General features: G+C 30.9%; 13 protein-coding genes. All 13 read right to left on the reverse strand.

Annotation, left to right across the window (positions count from 1 at the left end; genetic code table 11):
• A partial coding sequence (locus AC27L2_RS12840) for a glycoside hydrolase family 2 protein (RefSeq protein WP_487212163.1) occupies positions 1–1,575 on the reverse strand: 1,575 nt, incomplete at its 3' end.
• An 18-nt stretch (positions 1,576–1,593) separates the two neighbouring features.
• The gene (locus AC27L2_RS12845; protein ID WP_487212164.1) at positions 1,594–4,098 is read right to left on the reverse strand and encodes an amylo-alpha-1,6-glucosidase; all 2,505 of its coding nucleotides are present in this window, start codon (positions 4,096–4,098) and stop codon (positions 1,594–1,596) included.
• Entirely contained in the window at positions 4,095–5,348 is a 1,254-nt protein-coding gene (locus AC27L2_RS12850) for a glycoside hydrolase family 130 protein (protein ID WP_487212165.1), read from the reverse strand. Before AC27L2_RS12850 ends, AC27L2_RS12845 begins: the two co-directional genes overlap by 4 nt.
• 11 nt (positions 5,349–5,359) lie before the next feature.
• A complete protein-coding gene (locus AC27L2_RS12855; protein WP_487212166.1) occupies positions 5,360–6,610 on the reverse strand; it encodes a hypothetical protein in 1,251 nt (416 codons plus the stop codon).
• Between the two features lie 14 nt (positions 6,611–6,624).
• Positions 6,625–7,527 (reverse strand): glycoside hydrolase family 130 protein, encoded by a 903-nt coding sequence (locus AC27L2_RS12860; protein WP_487212167.1) that lies wholly within the window; start codon positions 7,525–7,527, stop codon positions 6,625–6,627.
• A gap of 45 nt (positions 7,528–7,572) precedes the next feature.
• Entirely contained in the window at positions 7,573–8,382 is an 810-nt protein-coding gene (locus AC27L2_RS12865; protein WP_487212168.1) for a carbohydrate ABC transporter permease, read from the reverse strand.
• Between the two features lie 2 nt (positions 8,383–8,384).
• Positions 8,385–9,242, reverse strand: coding sequence for a carbohydrate ABC transporter permease (locus AC27L2_RS12870; protein WP_487212169.1), 858 nt, complete (start codon positions 9,240–9,242; stop codon positions 8,385–8,387).
• A 2-nt stretch (positions 9,243–9,244) separates the two neighbouring features.
• Complete coding sequence (locus tag AC27L2_RS12875; RefSeq protein WP_487212170.1) at positions 9,245–10,540, reverse strand: extracellular solute-binding protein; 1,296 nt, start codon at positions 10,538–10,540, stop codon at positions 9,245–9,247.
• Positions 10,537–12,051 carry a peptidylprolyl isomerase gene (locus AC27L2_RS12880; RefSeq protein ID WP_487212171.1) on the reverse strand — a complete coding sequence of 505 codons (1,515 nt, stop codon included), beginning with the start codon at positions 12,049–12,051 and terminating at the stop codon, positions 10,537–10,539. The genes AC27L2_RS12875 and AC27L2_RS12880 overlap by 4 nt, the downstream gene beginning before the upstream one ends.
• 23 nt (positions 12,052–12,074) lie before the next feature.
• Entirely contained in the window at positions 12,075–13,103 is a 1,029-nt protein-coding gene (locus AC27L2_RS12885; protein ID WP_487212172.1) for a PorV/PorQ family protein, read from the reverse strand.
• A gap of 59 nt (positions 13,104–13,162) precedes the next feature.
• The gene (locus tag AC27L2_RS12890; RefSeq protein WP_487212173.1) at positions 13,163–16,390 is read right to left on the reverse strand and encodes a hypothetical protein; all 3,228 of its coding nucleotides are present in this window, start codon (positions 16,388–16,390) and stop codon (positions 13,163–13,165) included.
• A 21-nt stretch (positions 16,391–16,411) separates the two neighbouring features.
• Positions 16,412–19,105: a TonB-dependent receptor gene (locus AC27L2_RS12895; protein WP_487212174.1), complete on the reverse strand. Its 2,694-nt coding sequence runs from the start codon at positions 19,103–19,105 to the stop codon at positions 16,412–16,414.
• Between the two features lie 230 nt (positions 19,106–19,335).
• On the reverse strand, positions 19,336–20,134 hold a 799-nt coding region (locus AC27L2_RS12900; protein ID WP_487212175.1), incomplete at its 5' end, for a FlgD immunoglobulin-like domain containing protein.

Here is a 20,134-nt window from a genome sequence, read left to right on the forward strand (position 1 = left end):
TTTATTTGCAGGTCCCTGAAATCCGAACTCTGTAACAAACAAACTATTATCATACTTAACAAAAGAATAATCAATCCATCTGCTCCATATGTCCCATTGATGCCGATTCCCACTGTTTTGAGAATTTGGGTCTTCGTCAAATCCAAATGGAGAAGATTGCCAATATGGTCTATATGAATCAAGATTTTCAAGAATAGATGGAATTACTTTGCTAAATATTTTATAGCCGGGCATTTTTTTATAACTCTTTTTCTGTTCTTGATACCAAATCCATTCATTTTCATTATTGCCGCACCAAATTGCAATTGAGGGATGATATTGTAATCTATTTACATTGTAATTAATTTCTTTCTCAATATTTTGAATAAACTCTTTATGTTCAGGATATGAACCACATGCAAACATAAAATCCTGCCAGATAAGCAAGCCTAATTCATCACAAATTTCATAGAACAAATCATTTTCATATATACCACCGCCCCAAACTCGAACAAAGTTCATATTGGCATCTTTAGCATATAAAAGTAATTGACGATATTTATCTTCGGTTACTCTCGTTAAGAATGCATCAGCAGGAATCCAGTTTACTCCTTTTGCAAATATTTTCTTGCCATTAACTATAAATCGAAATGTATTTTTATTTTTTTCTTTTAACTGCAGTTCAATTTTTCTAATTCCAACTTTTTTATTTAATGAATCAATAACATTCTTCTTATCATCAATTATTTTAATTTCGAGATTATACAAATTCGGTTTGCCATAACCATTGGGCATCCATAATTCCGGGTTTTCAATTTTCAATTTGATTTTATTAGAATAATTTTTCACTTCAATCAATTTATTCACAGAAACCTTTTCGTTGAATATTTTCACAATAGCAGAAATTTTCTCATCGGTAAATCTTTTAATATCAAATTCAATTTCTACAATTGCATAATTGTTTTTTATTTCTTTTGTGTAAAAACGAAAATTCTCAATTTCAGCTTTGTTGATCTTTTTTAGATAAACATTTTTCCATAACCCCATTGTCGGGAAAGATGGACCCCAATCCCATCCAAATGAATATTGAGCTTTTCTTATGTATACTCTGTAAGAATTTAATGCAACAGGAAGCCTGCCGTAATTTCTTTCCTGTTTTTCTGCATATTTAATCGGTGATTCAAAGATGAGCTTTAGTTCATTATTTTTTTTATTTAAAATCTTTGTAACATCAAATTCATACTTTATAAACATATTCGAGGCAATGCCTATTTGAATGTTATTCAAAAATATTTTTGCTATTGTGTCAATTCCCTCAAATACTAATTTTATATTCGATGAATCATCATGTAAAAAGGGCAAATCAAAAGTTGTTTTGTAAATCCAATCACTTTCCGAAATCCATCCAAGCTTATTTTCATTATCTGAATAAAATGGGTCTTCAATCAAATTATTTTTTAGTAGATCAGTATGAACTGTCCCGGGGACTTCAGCTTGAATGCTTTTAATTTTTTTTATTGCTTCAGGTGTAAATGGTGAATAATTTTTCCCGAGACTTAATTCCCAATTTTTATTTAATAAATATTTTTCATTCATAATTTTTATCCTCTTTAATCATAACTTTATTGTGAGTTCTTCAATTTTGTTTTGATGAACAAAATTAATATCTATTATCCACCCATAATTAATTTTTCTAATTATATAATCCACTTTGCGATTTGGACTTAGAAGAATTTCTTTCGGAATTCGATTCGTCATTATTGTTGTTTTGTTTTTGTGACCTTTAAATGCTTTAAGAAAAATTTTCATTTTGTTGTTACTAACATTTATATCATCGAGAATAGAATTTGTTGTTTTCAAATAAGAATTTTGTATTGCCCCTGTTGAAAAAGTAATTTCCCTAACGTTCGATAATTTTTGCGGCAGTACAAAAGAATAAATTTCCTTATCATTAATTTTATTTCGATAAACCTTATCTCTCATAATACGAACTTTGGATAAATGACCACTTACATTAAGATTCAATACACACTCTTTTTGATTTGGGAGTAAGTATGGATTGAATTCTATATTCCATTCATTATAATTTATTCCAAACAAATGATAAAGAGTATAAAGATACCAGCCTGCAGCCCATAAAAATTGTGGTTTATCAATTGTCCCATAAACTTTTGAATTGTTATAATCACCATTTCTAACTTCATACATTGCTGGTTGACCATTTGGTCCATTCATAATTCCATCAATTGTCATATTGTTTTTGATAAAACTAAACGCTCTTTCCCTGTTATCAGCTGAAATGAGAGCTAAAGCATACCATGCATTTGAATGAAACCAGATCCCTCCATTCAAATAATAAAATTTATCACCTGCTTCGTTGCCTGCAAATTGCCATAAGTCTTTAAGCTCACTAAAATCCATTGGATAGACAGTATAGACGCCTGCATTTTTATCTAACAAAAATTTTTCAGCTGCATTTATCATTTCCAAAATTTTTGATGAATCAATTACATTAAAATGGGATGCAAGCAATGAACCACTGTAATAATGTTCATCAACCGAATCTGGCTTCAAATAATTCATCAGATAATGAAATTTTTCTATCCATAATTTTTCATTTAAGCTCATTTCAATTTTATCTGATAATACTTCATAGTCAGCAAGTTTATTTTCATTTTTTTCAATAAATGCAGAAATAAAAATAAATGCACGAATTGCTTTGATAGTTAAAATCGTTATGTAACTTCGTGGTCCGTAAAGTTTCCCAATATCCCACCAATCAGGACGATAAGACCATATTAAATCATCATCCCCTTTTGTTTTCAATGCATTGGAAAGTGATTGTTCGATGTATGGATAGATTTGCTCTATAAATTTTTTATCTTGGGAATATTTCAAATATTCTGCTGCAACTATGATAAACCACAAATTATTCCAGTTATCAAAATCTGCATACTCAGTTACAAATGCAGAATCTTTCCAGTAGTAAGCATGAGGAATTATTTTATCTTGGTTAGCATGTTTTATAATGAATTCAAAATCTTTTCTTACTCTATCTAAATTAAATTTCACAGCAGCAAAGTCTGTCATCAAAACATCATGTGTAAAATAAAAATTATATTCAGCTGGACATGGCATTGGTTCTATTTGTCCGTCAATATAATGTTTATTAACCTCAAGAATAGCATTAGACCATTTTACTGTTTTATCTATCCAATTATCTCCACTTATAATTATATCATTTTTACTAACTCTTGATAAAATAAAATTTTCAAAGTCATTAACTTCTTTTTTATAATTCTTCATTAAATAATCAGCTAATTCTTCACTTTCATTTACCTTACACGTACCAATAATTTGTTTAACGATAAATTTTTCGTGCGGCTTTATTTTTTTTCTGTAAAGAAAATTTGAAGCTGGTTCTTCAATTAAATTTTTATACGAAGAATACATTTGAAAGTTTATTTTATCTATTAGAGATTTATTGATAACAAAATCGAATGGTTCTTCCCCAACACTCAAAATAAATATTCGAGTGTTCTGCGTTTCTTTTGCTAAATTATCAGCGAATATTGCAGCTCCATCATTTTTTGAAATAGTCTTTATAGATTTTTTTAATTCAAATGTATGGGAAGTTCTTAATGCAAGAGACAATCTTGTATATAGTTCAACTTCTTTTGTTTCATTCGTATTGTTCTCAATGGAATATGAAATTACAATCGCAGGTTTTGACTTAGTAAACTGGTAATATATTTCAATAGATTTTTCATCTTCAGTTTTATAAAATTTTACAGAGTATGGAGTAAGTTCAATTTGAAAAGATTGATTATTGAGCCATTGATATTCATCTCCAAATTTTACTCCAATGTTCATAACATAAGTTGTATCGCGATACCAGTAATCTTTGCTTAAATCAATACTATTTGCCACAGGATAATAAAAACTAAATCTTTGAGGGACTGGACAGCTGTGATGAAATTCTGAGCCAACATAAAAACTTCCAACTTCTATTTTTGCATTGCCTTTATAATTAATCTTTTCAAAATTTTTGTTTTGTGAAAATATCTGCAAAGAAAAAAAAGCAGTGAAAAAAATTGATACTAAAAATTTTGTTTTCATTTTTCATTTAATAATTTATCAAGTAATTCATTTAAGTCAACAAATGCAAAACTGCTTGCATAGTCAGACATTGCATAAGGAAACACAAGATAATTTTCATTAATCACGCCACCGCATGAATACACAACATTTGGGACATAACCATTTCTTTCATGTTCTTTAGCTTCGAGCAAAGGTGTTTTTAATCTTCCAATTAATTTTGATGGGTCATCTTTATCCAACAGAAAGGCTCCAATAGAATATCTTCTTGCAGGGCCCACACCATGACTTAAACACAACCAGCCTTTATCAGTTTCGATTGGCGAGCCACAATTCCCAATCTGAAAAAATTCCCAAGAATATTTTGGCTCCATTAACAATTGTTTGGAATTCCATTCATATAAATTATCCGAAAACATAATGAAATTATTTTCGTTATCTTGGCGTGAAAGCATAACATATTTGCCATTAATTTTTCTTGGGAAAAGAGCCATTCCTTTGTTTTTAACTTCTGAGCCTTTTAAACTGGCGATTGTAAAGTTGAGAAAATCAATAGTTTTAAGAAGCTGCATTGAAATATTATGTCCATCATATGCACAATAAGTTGCATAATAAGTTTTTTCTCCATTATCTTCAGTAAAAAGAACAAAACGAGCATCTTCCATTCCATTCATTTCTAAATCTAATTGAGGGAAAAGAGTTCTTTCAGAAATATCAATTGGTTCAAATCTGGCTTCATATATGTCGTCTGAAATTAAATTAATCTCAGGCATTTCAGCAAAATCTGATGGTGGATCGAGCTCAATATTATTATCACTATCAATTACCCCGCTTCTGAAAACAATTGATGAAACATGGCCTTCCCCAGTTGCTCTCAAACTAATAATAAATCTCTTTTTATTACTTGGTAAACCGGATTGGTCGGGATGCCAAACCATTGAAGGATTAAATAATGCAGCACTTTCCAGTGAGTATTCGTTTGAAAAGTATGAGCCTATTAGCAATTTTTTAATTTCTGATATATTGGTATTCAATGGACCATATTTCTTTACTTCATTGTATCTTCTTATAAAAAATTTCTCTACGTCTTTATGTCGATATGAATATAATTTCTTTACTCTTTCATATTCTTGTTCAACTTCGAGTTCAGATAAATTGTAAATTCTATTAATGATTTTTTTAATTCTTTCTTTATTGAATGGCTCGAAAGGTCTGAGAATTACACGATTAATATTTGGCTTGAGAATAACAGAAGAATAATTAATTATCATTTTATCTCCTACTAATTTTTCTGATTATTTATTTTTTCATATTCATAAATTTTTAATAAAGAAAGTAATGCTTCAATAGTTGATTCAGCTCCTGAATTTTTATTAACATTATTTTTTTCAATTATCCCATCATAACATATTCCAGAATTTACCTGATACATAATTTCATTTGCATCATTATATCCTGTAAACCATTTTAATATTTTTTTGCCAAGTTCATAATATTTTTTTTCTTTAGTTATATCCGCAGCTTTTATCGATGCAAAAATCATTGGACTTATTGTGTAAGCTATTTGTGGAAATTTCTTTATCTCTTTTACTGAGATTTTATTCCCTTCTTTTCTAACTGTGAATTCAGATAAAAATTTTTTCTTAATCAAATAGTTGTAGAAATAATTTATTTCGTTCAATGATGCTAATAAATATTTTTTATCATTAAGAATTGAATAAGCATTTAATAAAGCATAAGACTGCATATTTCCCCAGCCATGCCATGAATTTTTCCAGCTTAGAAATGCATAAAATGGGAATTGATTTTTATCTCCAGCTTGCATCAATAACATCCCATCACAGTAATTCTTTATCAGATGAATTACAGAAGAGTCGTTGAAAGACTTATAATAGTTTACCAATGAAATAACAATCAATGCTGCCTGATCTGCAGCATAATTATAAGGAAGCCAAGTTGGCTTTTTAATCCCATCAATTTGAATTGTTGATTTTTCTTTTTTGGTAATTCTTTTTAAAGCATCAATTGTTTTTTTTATTGAAGATGAAATGAGTAAAGAAAAATCTTTATCATCTTCAAAATATTTATAAGCTTCGGTCAAACTCCATAATGCACGCCAGCTCCACCAGTTTGGTTCAGCTGCACTGTTTTTATGTGTTTTATTAATCGTATAATCATCAAAAATAAAATTGTAAAAAAAACCATTGTCACTTTGCATAAACAAAATAAATTCTATCAGCTTTTGAGCTTTTCTTTTACTTTCTAAATCATTAAATAAATTATAATGTTTTAGATAAACAATTATTGCACGAGATACATCATCAACACATGCAATACCTTCATCATCATCACCAATCCATTTATAATCTGGATATTCACTGTAGATGTGGATTATTCCTAAAGTTTTTTCTTCAACATTTATTTCTTCATAAAGATTATTCAAGTGTGAAAGATTAATTAAAAGAGAATCAGAATTTGCATAAGTAATAAAATGAACAAGAAAAAATATTAATAGAATAAATTTCTTTTTCATAGTGATAACATTAATTATTTACAAACAGATAAAAGTTCAACCACAGTTGTTTCTGCAAGACAAATATTTGTATCTGCACCTGAATAATAAATTTTAATACTTCCATCAGGTTCTTCAATCCATCCACAAGAAAATACAACATTTTGTACATCACCAATTCTTTCATAATCATAATCTGGAGATAATACTGGTTCTTTTGTTTTGCCGATAACAATCCATGGTTCATTTAAATCAAGTAATACTGCTCCAAGTTTATATAAGCTTGAAATTCCAAAGCCTCTTACACCATGATAAAGCAAAAGCCATCCTTTATTTGTTTTAATTGGAGGAGATGATAAACCAATTTTATCATTTTCCCATGTTCCTCTTTCTGGTTCCATAAGAATTTTATAACCACCCCAATGAATTAAATCCGAACTTCTGCTAATCCACATATCTTTTCTTTCTTCTGCAGAAGGTCTATCAATTTTCCAGTAGAAACCATTAATCTTTTCAGGAAAAATTGCACAATCTTTATTTGATGGTTCACTTATTGGTCCATGAATTTTGAATTTCTCAAAGTCTTTAGTCTCTGCTAACATTACCAGAGGCATATACTTAGAATAGCCGGTATAAGTTATGTAATAAGTATCTAATATTTTTGTAATTCTTGGATCTTCAATTCCCCACTCACAATATTTGTAAAATTCATGATGGTCGTGAGGAGTTAAAATAGGTTTAGCATCAACATTGAAATTATAACCATCATCACTCAATGCTTTAACAAAAGAAGATCTGCCATCAGGCATTTCAACCCGGCATAAAAGCAAATATTTATCTTTATACTTAGTTACACCAGGATTAAAAATACTATTTACTTTGAATGGCACATCACTTTTAGTCAAGATTGGATTTTTATCATATCTTTTTAAGTGCATAGTTATACTACCTCAGATTAATTAACAATAAGTATTTATATGAAATTATTCTTTCAATCCTGTTGAAGCCATGCTTTGAATAAAATATTTCTGGAAAATGAGATAAGCAATAACAATTGGCAATGCAAGAAGTGCAGCCGCAGCAAGCTTTAGTCCAAGTTGTGATTCTGCTCTTCCTCCAACTGCAAACAAAGTAACAAGTTGAGGCATAGTCATTTTAGATTCATCTCTAATTACTATCAGGGGCCAGAGAACTTCGTTCCATGATGTCATGAATGTTATTATTCCAACCGTTATAATTGCTGGTATGGAATTGGGCCAAAGTATACCATAAATAATTCTCAATTCACTGCAGCCATCTATTCTTGCAGCATCAATTAAATCTTGAGGAATGGATTTGAAATATTGCCTAAACATAATGATTGCGAATGCATTCATTAAATAAGGAATAATTAATCCTGCAAAGGAATCAATCCAACCAAATTTTACAATTAAGATATATTGAGGAATCAATGTTATTTGAAATGGCAATGTCATCGTAAAAACAATTACATAAAAAATTAAATTTCTACCTTTGAATTCAAGTCGAGCTAAAGCATAGCCAACCATAGAACTGAAAATCAAAACACCAATTGTAATTGTACCAGAAACAATCAAACTATTTATAAATGCCTTTCCGATTGGAATTTTATCAAATATGATGAAGTAATTAGAAAAATTAATTTTTGAAGGAAGAAGAATTAAGTTGCCAATTTCATTTTCTGGTGCAACTGAGGCAAAAATCATCCAGATAAATGGATAAAGAAAAATCAATGAGCCAAAAGTTAATATTGCATAAAAAATAAATTTCTTCATGATCAATCTTCTTTCTCAACAAATTTTTTTTGAATAAAGACTACAAAAAGAATTAATAAAGCGAAGAAAAATCCAAGAGTTGCAGCATAACCCATATGATAATAAAAGAATCCTTGTTTATAAATATAGAGCACAGCAGATAAAGTACTATTAAGCGGACCGCCGCCTGTCATCACATAAGGTTCAATGAACAAAGAAAAACCACCGATTGTAGATAATACAACCACCATAAAAATTGTTGGGTTAATCATCGGTAAAGTAATTTTGAAAAACTTTTGAATGTGAGACGCACCTTCAAGTTCTGCAGCTTCGTAATATTGCTTTGGCACAGTTTGAAGTCCAACAAGAAATAAAACGACATACAAACCAATATTTTTCCATGTAGCCATAATTGCAATTGAAGGCATAGCCCAGTTAGGGTCTGTAAGCCAACCTATCTTGTTTAATCCAATTTTAATTAATAATCTGTTCAACAATCCACTTTCGAAACCATAAAGCTGCTGCCACAAAATTGTAATTACAACTCCGGAAACTATCACAGGCAAAAAATATGCAGCTCTAAAAAAGCCTTTTAATTTCAGATTTTGATTTAATAACTCTGCTAAAAAAAGTGCTACAATAATTTGTAATGGGATATGAATCAAAAGAAAAACGAAAGTGTTTTTTAATGACTTCCAGAACAATTGGTCGTGAACTAATCTTTTATAATTAGCCAAACCAGCAAATTCCATTGGAGCTATTATATTCCAATTATGAAAAGTAAGATAAATTGAAAATCCTACCGGGAAAGCAACAAACAATATAAAATGAATTATGTAAGGTGAAACAAATAAATAAGGCAATATTTTTTTCTTCATCATTTTCATTTTAGAAATAATAGGTTCACAGATTTTTCTGCATCATTTAATGCTTGTTCAGGAGATTTAATTCCATAGATAACACAAGCTTCATATTCAGAAGAAATTATATCAAACACTTCCTTAAGCACAGGTGATTGATCTGTTCCTTTTACAAATTTTGCCTGTTCAGCAAAAATTTTCATCTTGGGATTTTTTTTGAAATACCCATCAAATAATGAATTCTTATCTATATTTTTTCTTCTTGGCAATTGATTTGTTATTTCAAGAAACTTCAAATCATTTTCTTCACTAAGAAAAAATTTCAAGAACTCCCATGCTAATTGGGGATTTGGACATGTCTTAAATATTACAATGTTTTTTGGGTCGCCATAAGTATAAATTGGTCCCTGATGATTATCGGGCACTGGAATTGTGCTAAAATTATATTCAAAACCTTTTGGTTTATACTTTTCTGCATGAGCAATTTCCCATGGACCAGTAAATCTTGTTGCAATTATTCCATCAAGAAAAACATCTTGACGAGATGATAATCTTTCTTTAGGGAAGTAATTATTCTCATATAAATTTCTTAAAAATCTGAATACTTCGATTGCTGCTTTATTGTTAAAAACTGCTTTGTTATTTTTAACAAGCGAGCCTCCGTTTGATGCAGCAAGATAAAGAGGATAAAAATCAAAAAATCTTTGCCACCAAGTTACAATGGTTTCTGTGTAACCAAACCAGCGGTCAATGTAACCATCGCCATCTGTATCTTTCTTGAATTTTTCAGATGCATTAAAAAATTCTGAATACGTTTTTGGAGGATTTTTCATCGATAATGATTTAATTATGTTTTCATTATAAATCATCATTACTGGATTTATTTTCCAGGGAATTTGATAAATATGTCCATCGGAAGATTTAACTTCGTTGATTACAGAACTGTCACATCTTCCATTCAAGAATTCCATGAATCCATCGAGAGTATCTAAGGCTACAAGCAACCCAGCACGAGCATAACCTTCTACATCTCCTTCCCACATATTTGAATAAATATCCGGGGTTGTTTTTCCAACAATTGCTGCAAGAATTACTTCTTCACTTGATTGCCCTTCTGGAACTGGTTGAAACTTCACCTTAAAGCCATGATTTTCTTTGTTCCACTTGTCTACAATATATTTTGCAAATTCTATTTCTTCAGTATTGTTAGATGACCAATAAATAATTTCATTATGACGTTTGCTTTTATTTGTGGTGCATGAAATAATTAATATCAAAAAAGCTGATAGCATAAAAATATTTTTCTTATCAATAATCATTGCCAGCGTACCCAATAATTATCAATTGTTGGATATGGAGTTCGAGGAACTAAATTACCTCTTTTAACAATATACAAATCAATTGCTTTCACATCATTTTCTTCACTAACTTTGATTGATTTCAACAAATTCTCGTTAATTGTTACCGAATATTTTTTCTTCAACTCATTTAATTTGTGAAATACTTTTTTTGTCAATTCATCTTCAATTATTTTACTATAGGATTTGTTCTCTGGCTGCTTATCCAAATCCATAATTTCTTTTTTCTCAATAAGAATTGAATTAATCAATTCATTTTTAACTGTGCTGTAAAGAATTTTATCTTTCCACCATTTCGATTGTTCTTTTACAATTTTTCTTTCAAAGTAGCCTTTTTTACGTGCTTCATCAGTTAATAATTTATCACGAACCATTCTCCATATAATATTTTCAAGTGAACGTGAGTAATTTGCAAAACTGCGTTTGTCAAATTTTATGTATTCATCTCTCACTCGATACCAATTAATAAAATCATTCAAAGTAATTTTAGAATCAGACATTTCAACAAGAGTAATGTTTTTTATATCTGAATCTTTGTAAAAGCTTAATGCTTCTTTTAATTTTTCTGATAGATTCCACTTTTCATAAATATCTTTTGGCAAATCATACATTGCAAGATAGGAGCGAAGAATTTGAAAAGCTTTTCTTTTAATTATTGGATTGGCTTTAATCATCAGCGAATGAACATAAATATCAGAAAGTTCGTCCATCTTTCTTTTTATTAATGCAGTTTTTGCTTCGTTCATTATTCTATTTTGTTCACTTTCATTTACAATCAAAGGATAATTAATATTCATAAGTTTAACGATATACCAGCCATCAAATGATTTCAATGGTTTAGAAATACTATTTACATGCAGCGTATCGATTACTTTTGCAAGTTCTTTATTTTTCATTCCGAGCAAATATCTGTTTGATTTTAGATATCTGTCTTCATAATAAACTGAATCATTAAATTGTTTGTTGAAAAATTTCTGAAAATCTATTCCAGCCTTAAGTGAATCATAAATTAATTTTATCTCATCTTCTGAAGAAGAATATATCCATTGAAGCTCAACCTCAATTAATTTTTGTTTGGCAACAGTATCAATTTCTTCATTTGTGTATGTAACTTTACTTAAAATTTCTTCTTTGAATAATTCTTCGGTTGCTAAATCAGCTTCAAACTCATTAAATAGATTTTTTACTTCTGGTAATGTATCAAGTTTTCTACTGTATGCATCAAGTGCGAGCAGTTTTTCATTGATAAGATGATTTATAAAAACTTTTTTTGAATCCTTAACTTTTTTATAGAAAGCTGGTCCAAATTCATAACAATTTATGAATTCATCTACAGTAATCTTAATATTTCCCACGCATGCAACTACAGAATCCTGATAATTTAACGGTTGAGATTTTATTAATGAAAAAGAAATAAAAAAGAATAGCAACAAATTAAAGGAAGTGAAAATATTTTTTGATAAGTAATTCAACTTAATCTCTGCTTTTAACATAATCAGAAAATTATATTAAGAGAAAATGAATGAATACTTTGAAGCCTGCCAAAATCTCTGTATGCATAATCAAATCTTATCAAAGCATTTGAAAGAATTAATTTTGAGTTAATACCAAATCCTAATGACAATCCGCCTTCTGAATATTTATTAAAAGCAGATTGGTAGCCGCCTCTCAAGAATAAAAATTCTTTAAATGCTGTTTCAAAGCCAAAGTTCATACTTTCATAATCATTATTTGGATGAATTGCATCTGCAGCTACAGTAACTCTATAAATTTGATTATTAAACAAATTAGTTGAAATGCCGATTTGAAAAGTAAGCGGCAAATCCCATGAATTCATTTCAATATTAGTAGGTATTTGGTCATTCGAACCTTGTTTATTCGGGTCAACACGAATAAAATATCTTGAATCTCGGCCGCTCATTTGCATTGAAGTTCCAAAATTATAAATTGATGCACCAATTACCATTCCTCCAAATAAATCAGTTTTAAATTTAGTTCCTGCATCAATTGCAAAAGCATAAGCAGACATATGCCAAATTTTTTGTTGAATATATTTACCAGTAAAGCCAATAGAAAAGCGGTCGGTTAAATTTCTTGCATAAGAAATACCAACTGAAATATCACCTGCACTAAAATATTCTCCAGTGCCTTCAGGTTGTTCTACAGTTCTAACCTTCATATCATCCATTGATAAAGATGTAAAACTTAAACCAATATTTCCAAATTCACCTAAAGGGATTACCAATCCAGCAAAATCAAAACTTGTATTTGCAATCCAATTAGTATGATTTAAGATTGCTTCAAAATTTTCATGAGAACTAATTCCAGCAGGATTCCAGAATAAAGAAGATGCATCATTTGCAATACTAACAAAAGCACCTCCCATTCCAATTGCATTTGCCCCAACGGGAATTTCGAGAAAGGCTGCAGCTGTAGTTCCAGTTTTGGAAACACTTTGAGCAAAATAAACTGATGAATAAAGTACAATAACTATTAATAAAATTTTCTGATAAGCTTTAAGCATAAAAACCTCATCAAAATTTTTACATCATATTTTTGATATGATAACTGTTTAACTCATGGCTATTTAATTACAGCAAACTTGTCAATCTTCTCTCCTATACCACGAGCTTCAACATGGTAAACATAAACACCATATGAAATATCCATTCCATCTTTAGAAACTAAATTCCATGCTTCCTGACCATTATCAATTGTGCTGTTATGTTCGATTGTTTTAACATGTTTACCACTAATTGTATAAATTCTTATTGTACATTGTCGAGGAAGATTTATGAAATAAATTCTTCTTTCTCCTCTTCCTACTTCAACTGTTGCAGGTTCCCATGATGCAGCACCTACATATGGATTTGGAACAACAGCAACTTTATCTAAATCACTTTTTGCTTTAACTGGATCAAATTGAGGTGCTTTGGTTGTAAACTCAAAATATTCTTTATTTCTAAATGGCTTTTTGGTAACAAGTTTATAAATATCCCCAAATTGAGGAGGTCTTTGATTTGATTCTGCAATTGTTGTGTCTTTCATTAATGTTACAGACCAAGTTACTTTTAAATTCGAAAAAGAAGTAGCTGGTTTCCCTGCTGAATCACCAAGCACAATAAATATTGCATCACCATCATCAAAAATTTCATTCTGATTAACATCTCTAAAAATGAATTGATATTTTTTATTTTCTGTAATATTTCTTACAATGATATTCGATTGAATTGGTTTGCTGAATGAAGTAGCAGGAAAAGATAAATCACCTTTACCTGGTTCAGTAAGTTCAATTTCAAAATCAGCAGGATAATCAATGCGTTTAGAATTATATGCTGCAGCAAATCGAGAATCAAAACCAATTTGAACAATATAATTACTGTTTCCTTTCTTCCAGCCGCTTTTGTTATAATCAACTTGAACAACATTATCATTATTGATTCTCATCGAAAGCCCATGAATCACTTTAGAACTGTAAGTATTTTTTTCCATAACTACAGGTTTAATTAATGTATCAAGAGTCGTGTAATCAACAATTTGAAATTTTGGTTTTGATTCATTATTAAATTTTGTTGATTCAATAAATTCTACTCGATACGTATGATTATCTTTAACAGAATCAGGGTCAAGAATTTCTATTGATAAAGAACCGGTTCCTGGACCACTTGCATAAAAATTATTTACAGCTGGTGGAATGTAACCTGCAGCTGGAGGACGAGGAGTAACAACTGCTGTGTTTACATCAGTTGTTATATTACCATTGATATCTTTCTTGATAATAGTTGTTGTTTCAGATGGAGGAATTCCTTCAAACTTTCCTTCTACTGTTGTAGTTGTATATCCCTGGTCATAAGCTGCAACTGCATAGTAATAAGTTTGTCCATTTTGAACAGTTGAATCGATAAATGAATGCTGCAAACCGGAATCATCTCCAAGATAAAACAGAGCACCATTTACATCAATTGGGTGCAATCCTTTGACTCCATCAACCAAATCAAACTGAGCAATTGGTTTTCTAAATGTAGGTTTTCCATATGCATCTGTTATAATTTTACTTTCAAGAAAATTTGGTTCAGTAGAACGATAAATTCTATAACCTTCGAAATTATATTTTTGATAGAAAGCATCGAAAGTTTTTTCTGCACGGTCATCCCAGTAGAGTGTAACTTTATTATCACCTGGTATTGCTTTTACAATTGGTTTTTCAGGAGGTTTAGCAAATCTATAGCTTGCATTGTAAATCTGTTGAACTGTTTTCTTTCTTCTGAATAAGTCATCTTTATCAATTCCAAAAATTAATGACATTGAAAATCTTTCAGTTTCACCAGTTTCTTGAAGCTTACCAGTTACTTGAGAATATTTATCACGACCCCACATATGAAAGAGGTAACTCGAGAAATAATTTGCCAGATTAACTCCAACAAGTGATTGTCCATGAGGTGCAGGCAAACCTGAAAGAACCTGCCAATTTTCTTCGTCACGATTTAATTCATAACGATGAACTGGGAAAATTGCAAAACCAGTTAATCCTAATTGGTCGGATTCATCTTTATCGAGAATTCCAAAATTTGGTTCACCTTGATCAGGTTTTCCATTTCCTTCGGTTCCATCTGGGTCGGGTCCTGTATATCCTTCATCAAAAGGACCAATGCCATCTGTTCCAACATCATCATTAAGTGGTTCATCTTTATCCCATTTGCCATTTCCGTTCTGATCAGTAAACGAGCGCCAGTTGCCATTTTCATCAGCATCCCAGTGAGGGTGCCACGAATAGCCATAAAAATTTTTGAAGTTAACTGTATCTCTTGCAGGAATTAGAATAAATGGGTCATCAAAAGGAGATGTTATAAATCTTTGAGCTAAATTATTTCTTCTTTCATCAGTTAAACCATCTTGGTCGTTATCTTTTCTATCATCTGAAATACCTGGGCTTTCAAGAAAAGCATAACCTGCTAAACCAACAGGGCTCCAGTTGCCAGGACTTCCTGTTGGAACTGTTGACCATGCGTAAGATATATCAAGCAAATCATCATAATCACCTGCATTGTTTGATGAATTATCATGACCACCAATTCCCCAATCAATATATTGAGCAAATAAAGTTTTATCGTAATCAGTTGTACTCATGTTTGTAATTTCATAATACCAGAAAATTACATCTTCTGCTAAAACTTGCGACCACTGAAAACCTCGAGCTTTAACCTGCATTCCCAAACCACCGCGAGTAGGATCATCTGCATCTGGTGTAAAATTATTTTTTATTAAATATTCTCTATCTTCATTATCATCAAAAACAAAGTAAGTTTCTACATCTGCATTTTTAACACCTTTTCCAAAAAAGCCATTCCATAGACCATTCCAGTCAGATGTTCTATCGGGCCACTTAGAGGGCCAGCTCGAAGGTTCATCACTTCTTGCAGGAATTTTTGAATACGGTGCTGCATAACCAGGCAGAGGCCACCAACCGTATGTTACTCCAGTTGCTGGGTCGTAACGAGTAAACTCATAATAATTTGTTTCAAGTGGATGAATCAAATGACCAGCAGGGTCTTTTGCTTCTGCCTGAACTATTACTGCAACTCCATCAACATAAGTATGATTTGTCCCCTTGGGCCAAACTCCACTTCTGCTTGGTTCATTCAGCCAATCTGCAATCTGCCCAAAATTATAATAAACTGTGGCAGCAAGGTTACCATCCATGTAACCTTTTCGAGTTTGGTTATGGTCCCCTTTATTTTTGTCAACAACAATTTGAGCATTAATGGAAATGCAAAAAATAAATATCAAATTAAAAACGAATAATTTCTTCATTGAAAACACTTTGCCTCCTAACTAAAAACTTATTGATGCACCAATTATTATTTGTCTTGGTGATGAATAGAAATCAGGTCTTGTAAAATATTCTTCCAGTGTATTAACTCCTCTCGGTGCCTCTTGAGCTCTTGTTAATTCAAGTGTGTATCCAGCTCTGCCTGTATCTGTGAAGACTTCAATTTCATTTGCAGTATCAAACAGATTATAAACTTTTGCATAAATCGAAAATTGTTTGCCAAAGAGTTTTATATATTTTGTTAAATAAAAATCAACATTGAAAAATGCTGGTCTATTTTCACTGTTCTCTAAACCAGTTCTCTGATTTTGAAATGAAGGAGTATAAGGCAAACCTGAGCCAAGTCTTCCAATTACACTTGCAATAAAATCACTAGGTTTTCCTGCAGTTAAAGTAAAATTAACTGAATGCCTTCTATCCCAATTTAATGGAACCATTTGTTTATTAGCTTCGATTGGTGGATTTGCTTGTGCTTTGTTATATGCATCATTTGGGTCGGATGCATTTCCTTTTGCAACTTGAAATGTATAATCTAAAGTAGCTCCAATTCCATCACTAAATCTTTTTTCAAATGAAATTGTAAATCCTTTGACTGAACCATAGTCACGATTAATCAACTTACTGAATTTTCGAAATTCATTTTTAATATGAACTTCAGTTCCAAGTAAGTTTCTTATATCTTTATAATAACCTGTTACAGTAATTCCAAAATTTTGTGCTAATTCCTGTTGTAAACCAATTTCATACATTACTGTTTGTTGAGCATCAAGGTCTGCATTGCCAATTGTGTTGCCAACATTTTCCGGGAAGTCTCCAGTTAATGGTATTCTAAAATTTGGATTTCGATATAAATACTCAAAAGGAGGAATCTGGAAAAAATGTCCATAAGAAATATGAATTGCTCCTTTGTCTGTTATCGGATAAGAAATTCCAATACGAGGACTGATTTGATATTTTGATTTTGCTTTTTCTAAAAGTGAATCTGGATATGGTGGCTGAAGCTGATCTAAAATTGAAACTTTATTAGCATCTTTCAAATAATTTCCATCTGGTTCAAAAAAGTCTAATCGAACACCAACATTTACAACTAAATATTCAAGTTCAATTTTATCTTGAAGATATGCAGCTAATTGGTATGGATTAGTGTTATAAACATTATAATTAAATGAGCCCGGTTCTGGCAGAGCAGGTTTATAATTTGTTGTTGCATCAATTACAATTTGAAAATCTTTGTATTCAAGATTGTGATATTTATATTCAACGCCAGTTTTAATTTGATGAACATTATTTATCTGCCATGTTAAATCAACTTTGCCGGTATAAGTTGATGTTGTATGATAAAAATGCCAATTTTCTGTACCGCCTGTTAAAAATGCATTTCCACTTACATCCCTCATTCTTTCTGGTTTTACATAACGAGGGTCAAGAGGATTTTCATAGACATACTGCTTATACTTTGTTGTAAAACTTGATACCATAAAATCAATAAATGCAGAATTACTCAAAACATGAGTATAACTTAAACTTGTCAAAAAACTTTCTTGAAATTTTTTATAATCACCATCAGGATTTAATTTGAATCGATGATTATAATCTTTCCATTCTTGATTTTGATATAGTGAGTTAATTACAAGACCTTTCCCTTTCCCACTTAAATCAATAGAAAGTTTTCCTTGTAATGTATAACGCTTATTATAATTCATTGGGACAAATTTATTATCGCCGGTTGCACCTACATACCAATCTTTGGGGTCATTAGCAGAAAAATTAGATGAATCTGAAGGATTAAACATTCTTCTGCCATAAAGATAACCATCATCTTTGAAATATCTTCCACTGATATAAAATTTCAAAATATTTTTTAATCCTGGAACCGGACCACTTAAACTTCCCTGAAAATTATAAACATCTTGAGGAGAGATATGAGAAATATTTTGAAATAAATTTTTTCGTGTTGTAAAATAATCACCTGTATAAACTGAAAAATCGCCTTCTAATTTATCACTTGCGATTTTTGTAACCTGATTTACAACACCTGACAAAGCTTCTCCATATTCAGCATTAAAAGTTCCAGTAAGAACCTGGAGTTCTTGAATGCTGTTGATTTCTGCTTCGAGAGCAGAGGAACCTGAATAAGCATCATTAACAGAAATTCCATCAATTAAATATTTTACTTCGTTACTTCTTCCACCACGAAAATGCCCGTCAACTACTCCAGCCTGAAGATTGATAACTGATTGAACATTTTCTAATGGAAGCATTGAAATTTGTTCGCCGCTGACTTTTGCTTCAGTAGAAGTTAAATCTTTTTGAACTATAGGCTTTTGTGCAGTAACAATAATATCACTAATAGAAACAGCTTCTTCTCTCATTTGAATATCAACTCTTGTAGTCTGGTCAACAGAAACACGCACATTTTTGATAACTACAGCTGAATATCCAACAAGTGATGCTTTGATTTCATAAATCCCTGGAGGAATATTAATAATAAAATAATTTCCGTCCACATCGGTTGCAGCACCCATTGAAGTTCCAACGATTACAACATTAACCCCGATTAAGGCTTCCCCTGAATTTGCATCAACAACTTTTCCTGCAATTTTACCTGTTGTTCCTGCATTAATTTCAATAGAAAAAATTATTAACAAAAAAACTGCATTGACCAAATTCTTTACATATTTTCTCATAGTGAACATAAAATTCACCTAATTTTTTTTACAATTTAAGTTGCATGCCCAAAATAGATTTTCTAAATCTGTTTCAAGCAGTTAGAAATTTTATCTTCTGTAATTCAAAATTTTCAGTGAACAAAGAAAAAATCAGCTTAATCAAATTGACAAAGGGAAAATTGAGAAAATAATCTTATTCAAAAAATCCTATTGTTAATTAAGGGGCTGACAATATTTCAGTCAGCCCCAATAAATTATTATTTAAGAAGAATCATCTTCTTAGATTGAACGAAATCTCCTGCTTCAATTCTATAGATATAAGTTCCAGCAGATACACGAGCACCGGCATTATTTGTTCCATTCCATTCAATTTTATGAACACCAGGAGCCTGCTCTGAATTAAGCAATGTTTTTACTTCTCTTCCAAGAATATCATAAATCTTAATTGTAACCATGCTTTGTTTTGGCAAAGTATAACTGATGATTGTAGAAGGATTAAATGGATTAGGATAATTCTGGAATAAATTAAATTGCATTGGGATAGCTTCTGCAGTTTCTACTCCAACTAAATCTAATTTTCTTACTTCCAATAAATCACAATATACAGTTCCTTTGAATCTTCCTAATGGATGTAAACGAACAGATAAAGATTTTGCTCCTGCTTGAACTGGAATATCAACATAAAATTGCATCCAATCAAATTCAGTTGCAACTGGGAATTTCAGTGGAATATCACGAGACCAGAATTCACCCCAACCTTCATTATTTCCATATGTATTATGGAAGATTGGTGTGATAGCAAATGAAGCTTGGTCACCAATTTGAGCCATTTCTACAGGGTTCAATCCTTTTGCTTTTAGCCATACAGAAATTCGAATTACATCACCAGGTTTTACATCTTTAAGTGAAGTAATATCATAAATTCCTCTTACGATTTTTCCAGAAGGAGCTGAACTTCCAATCAAATATCTTCTTGTCCCTACAAATCCATCATGTGTGCCAGGTAAATTCTCAAACTTCAAACTGTATCTTCCATGATATGCTTCTTCGTCTGTT

Source organism: Rosettibacter sp. KY25 (assembly GCF_057554405.1).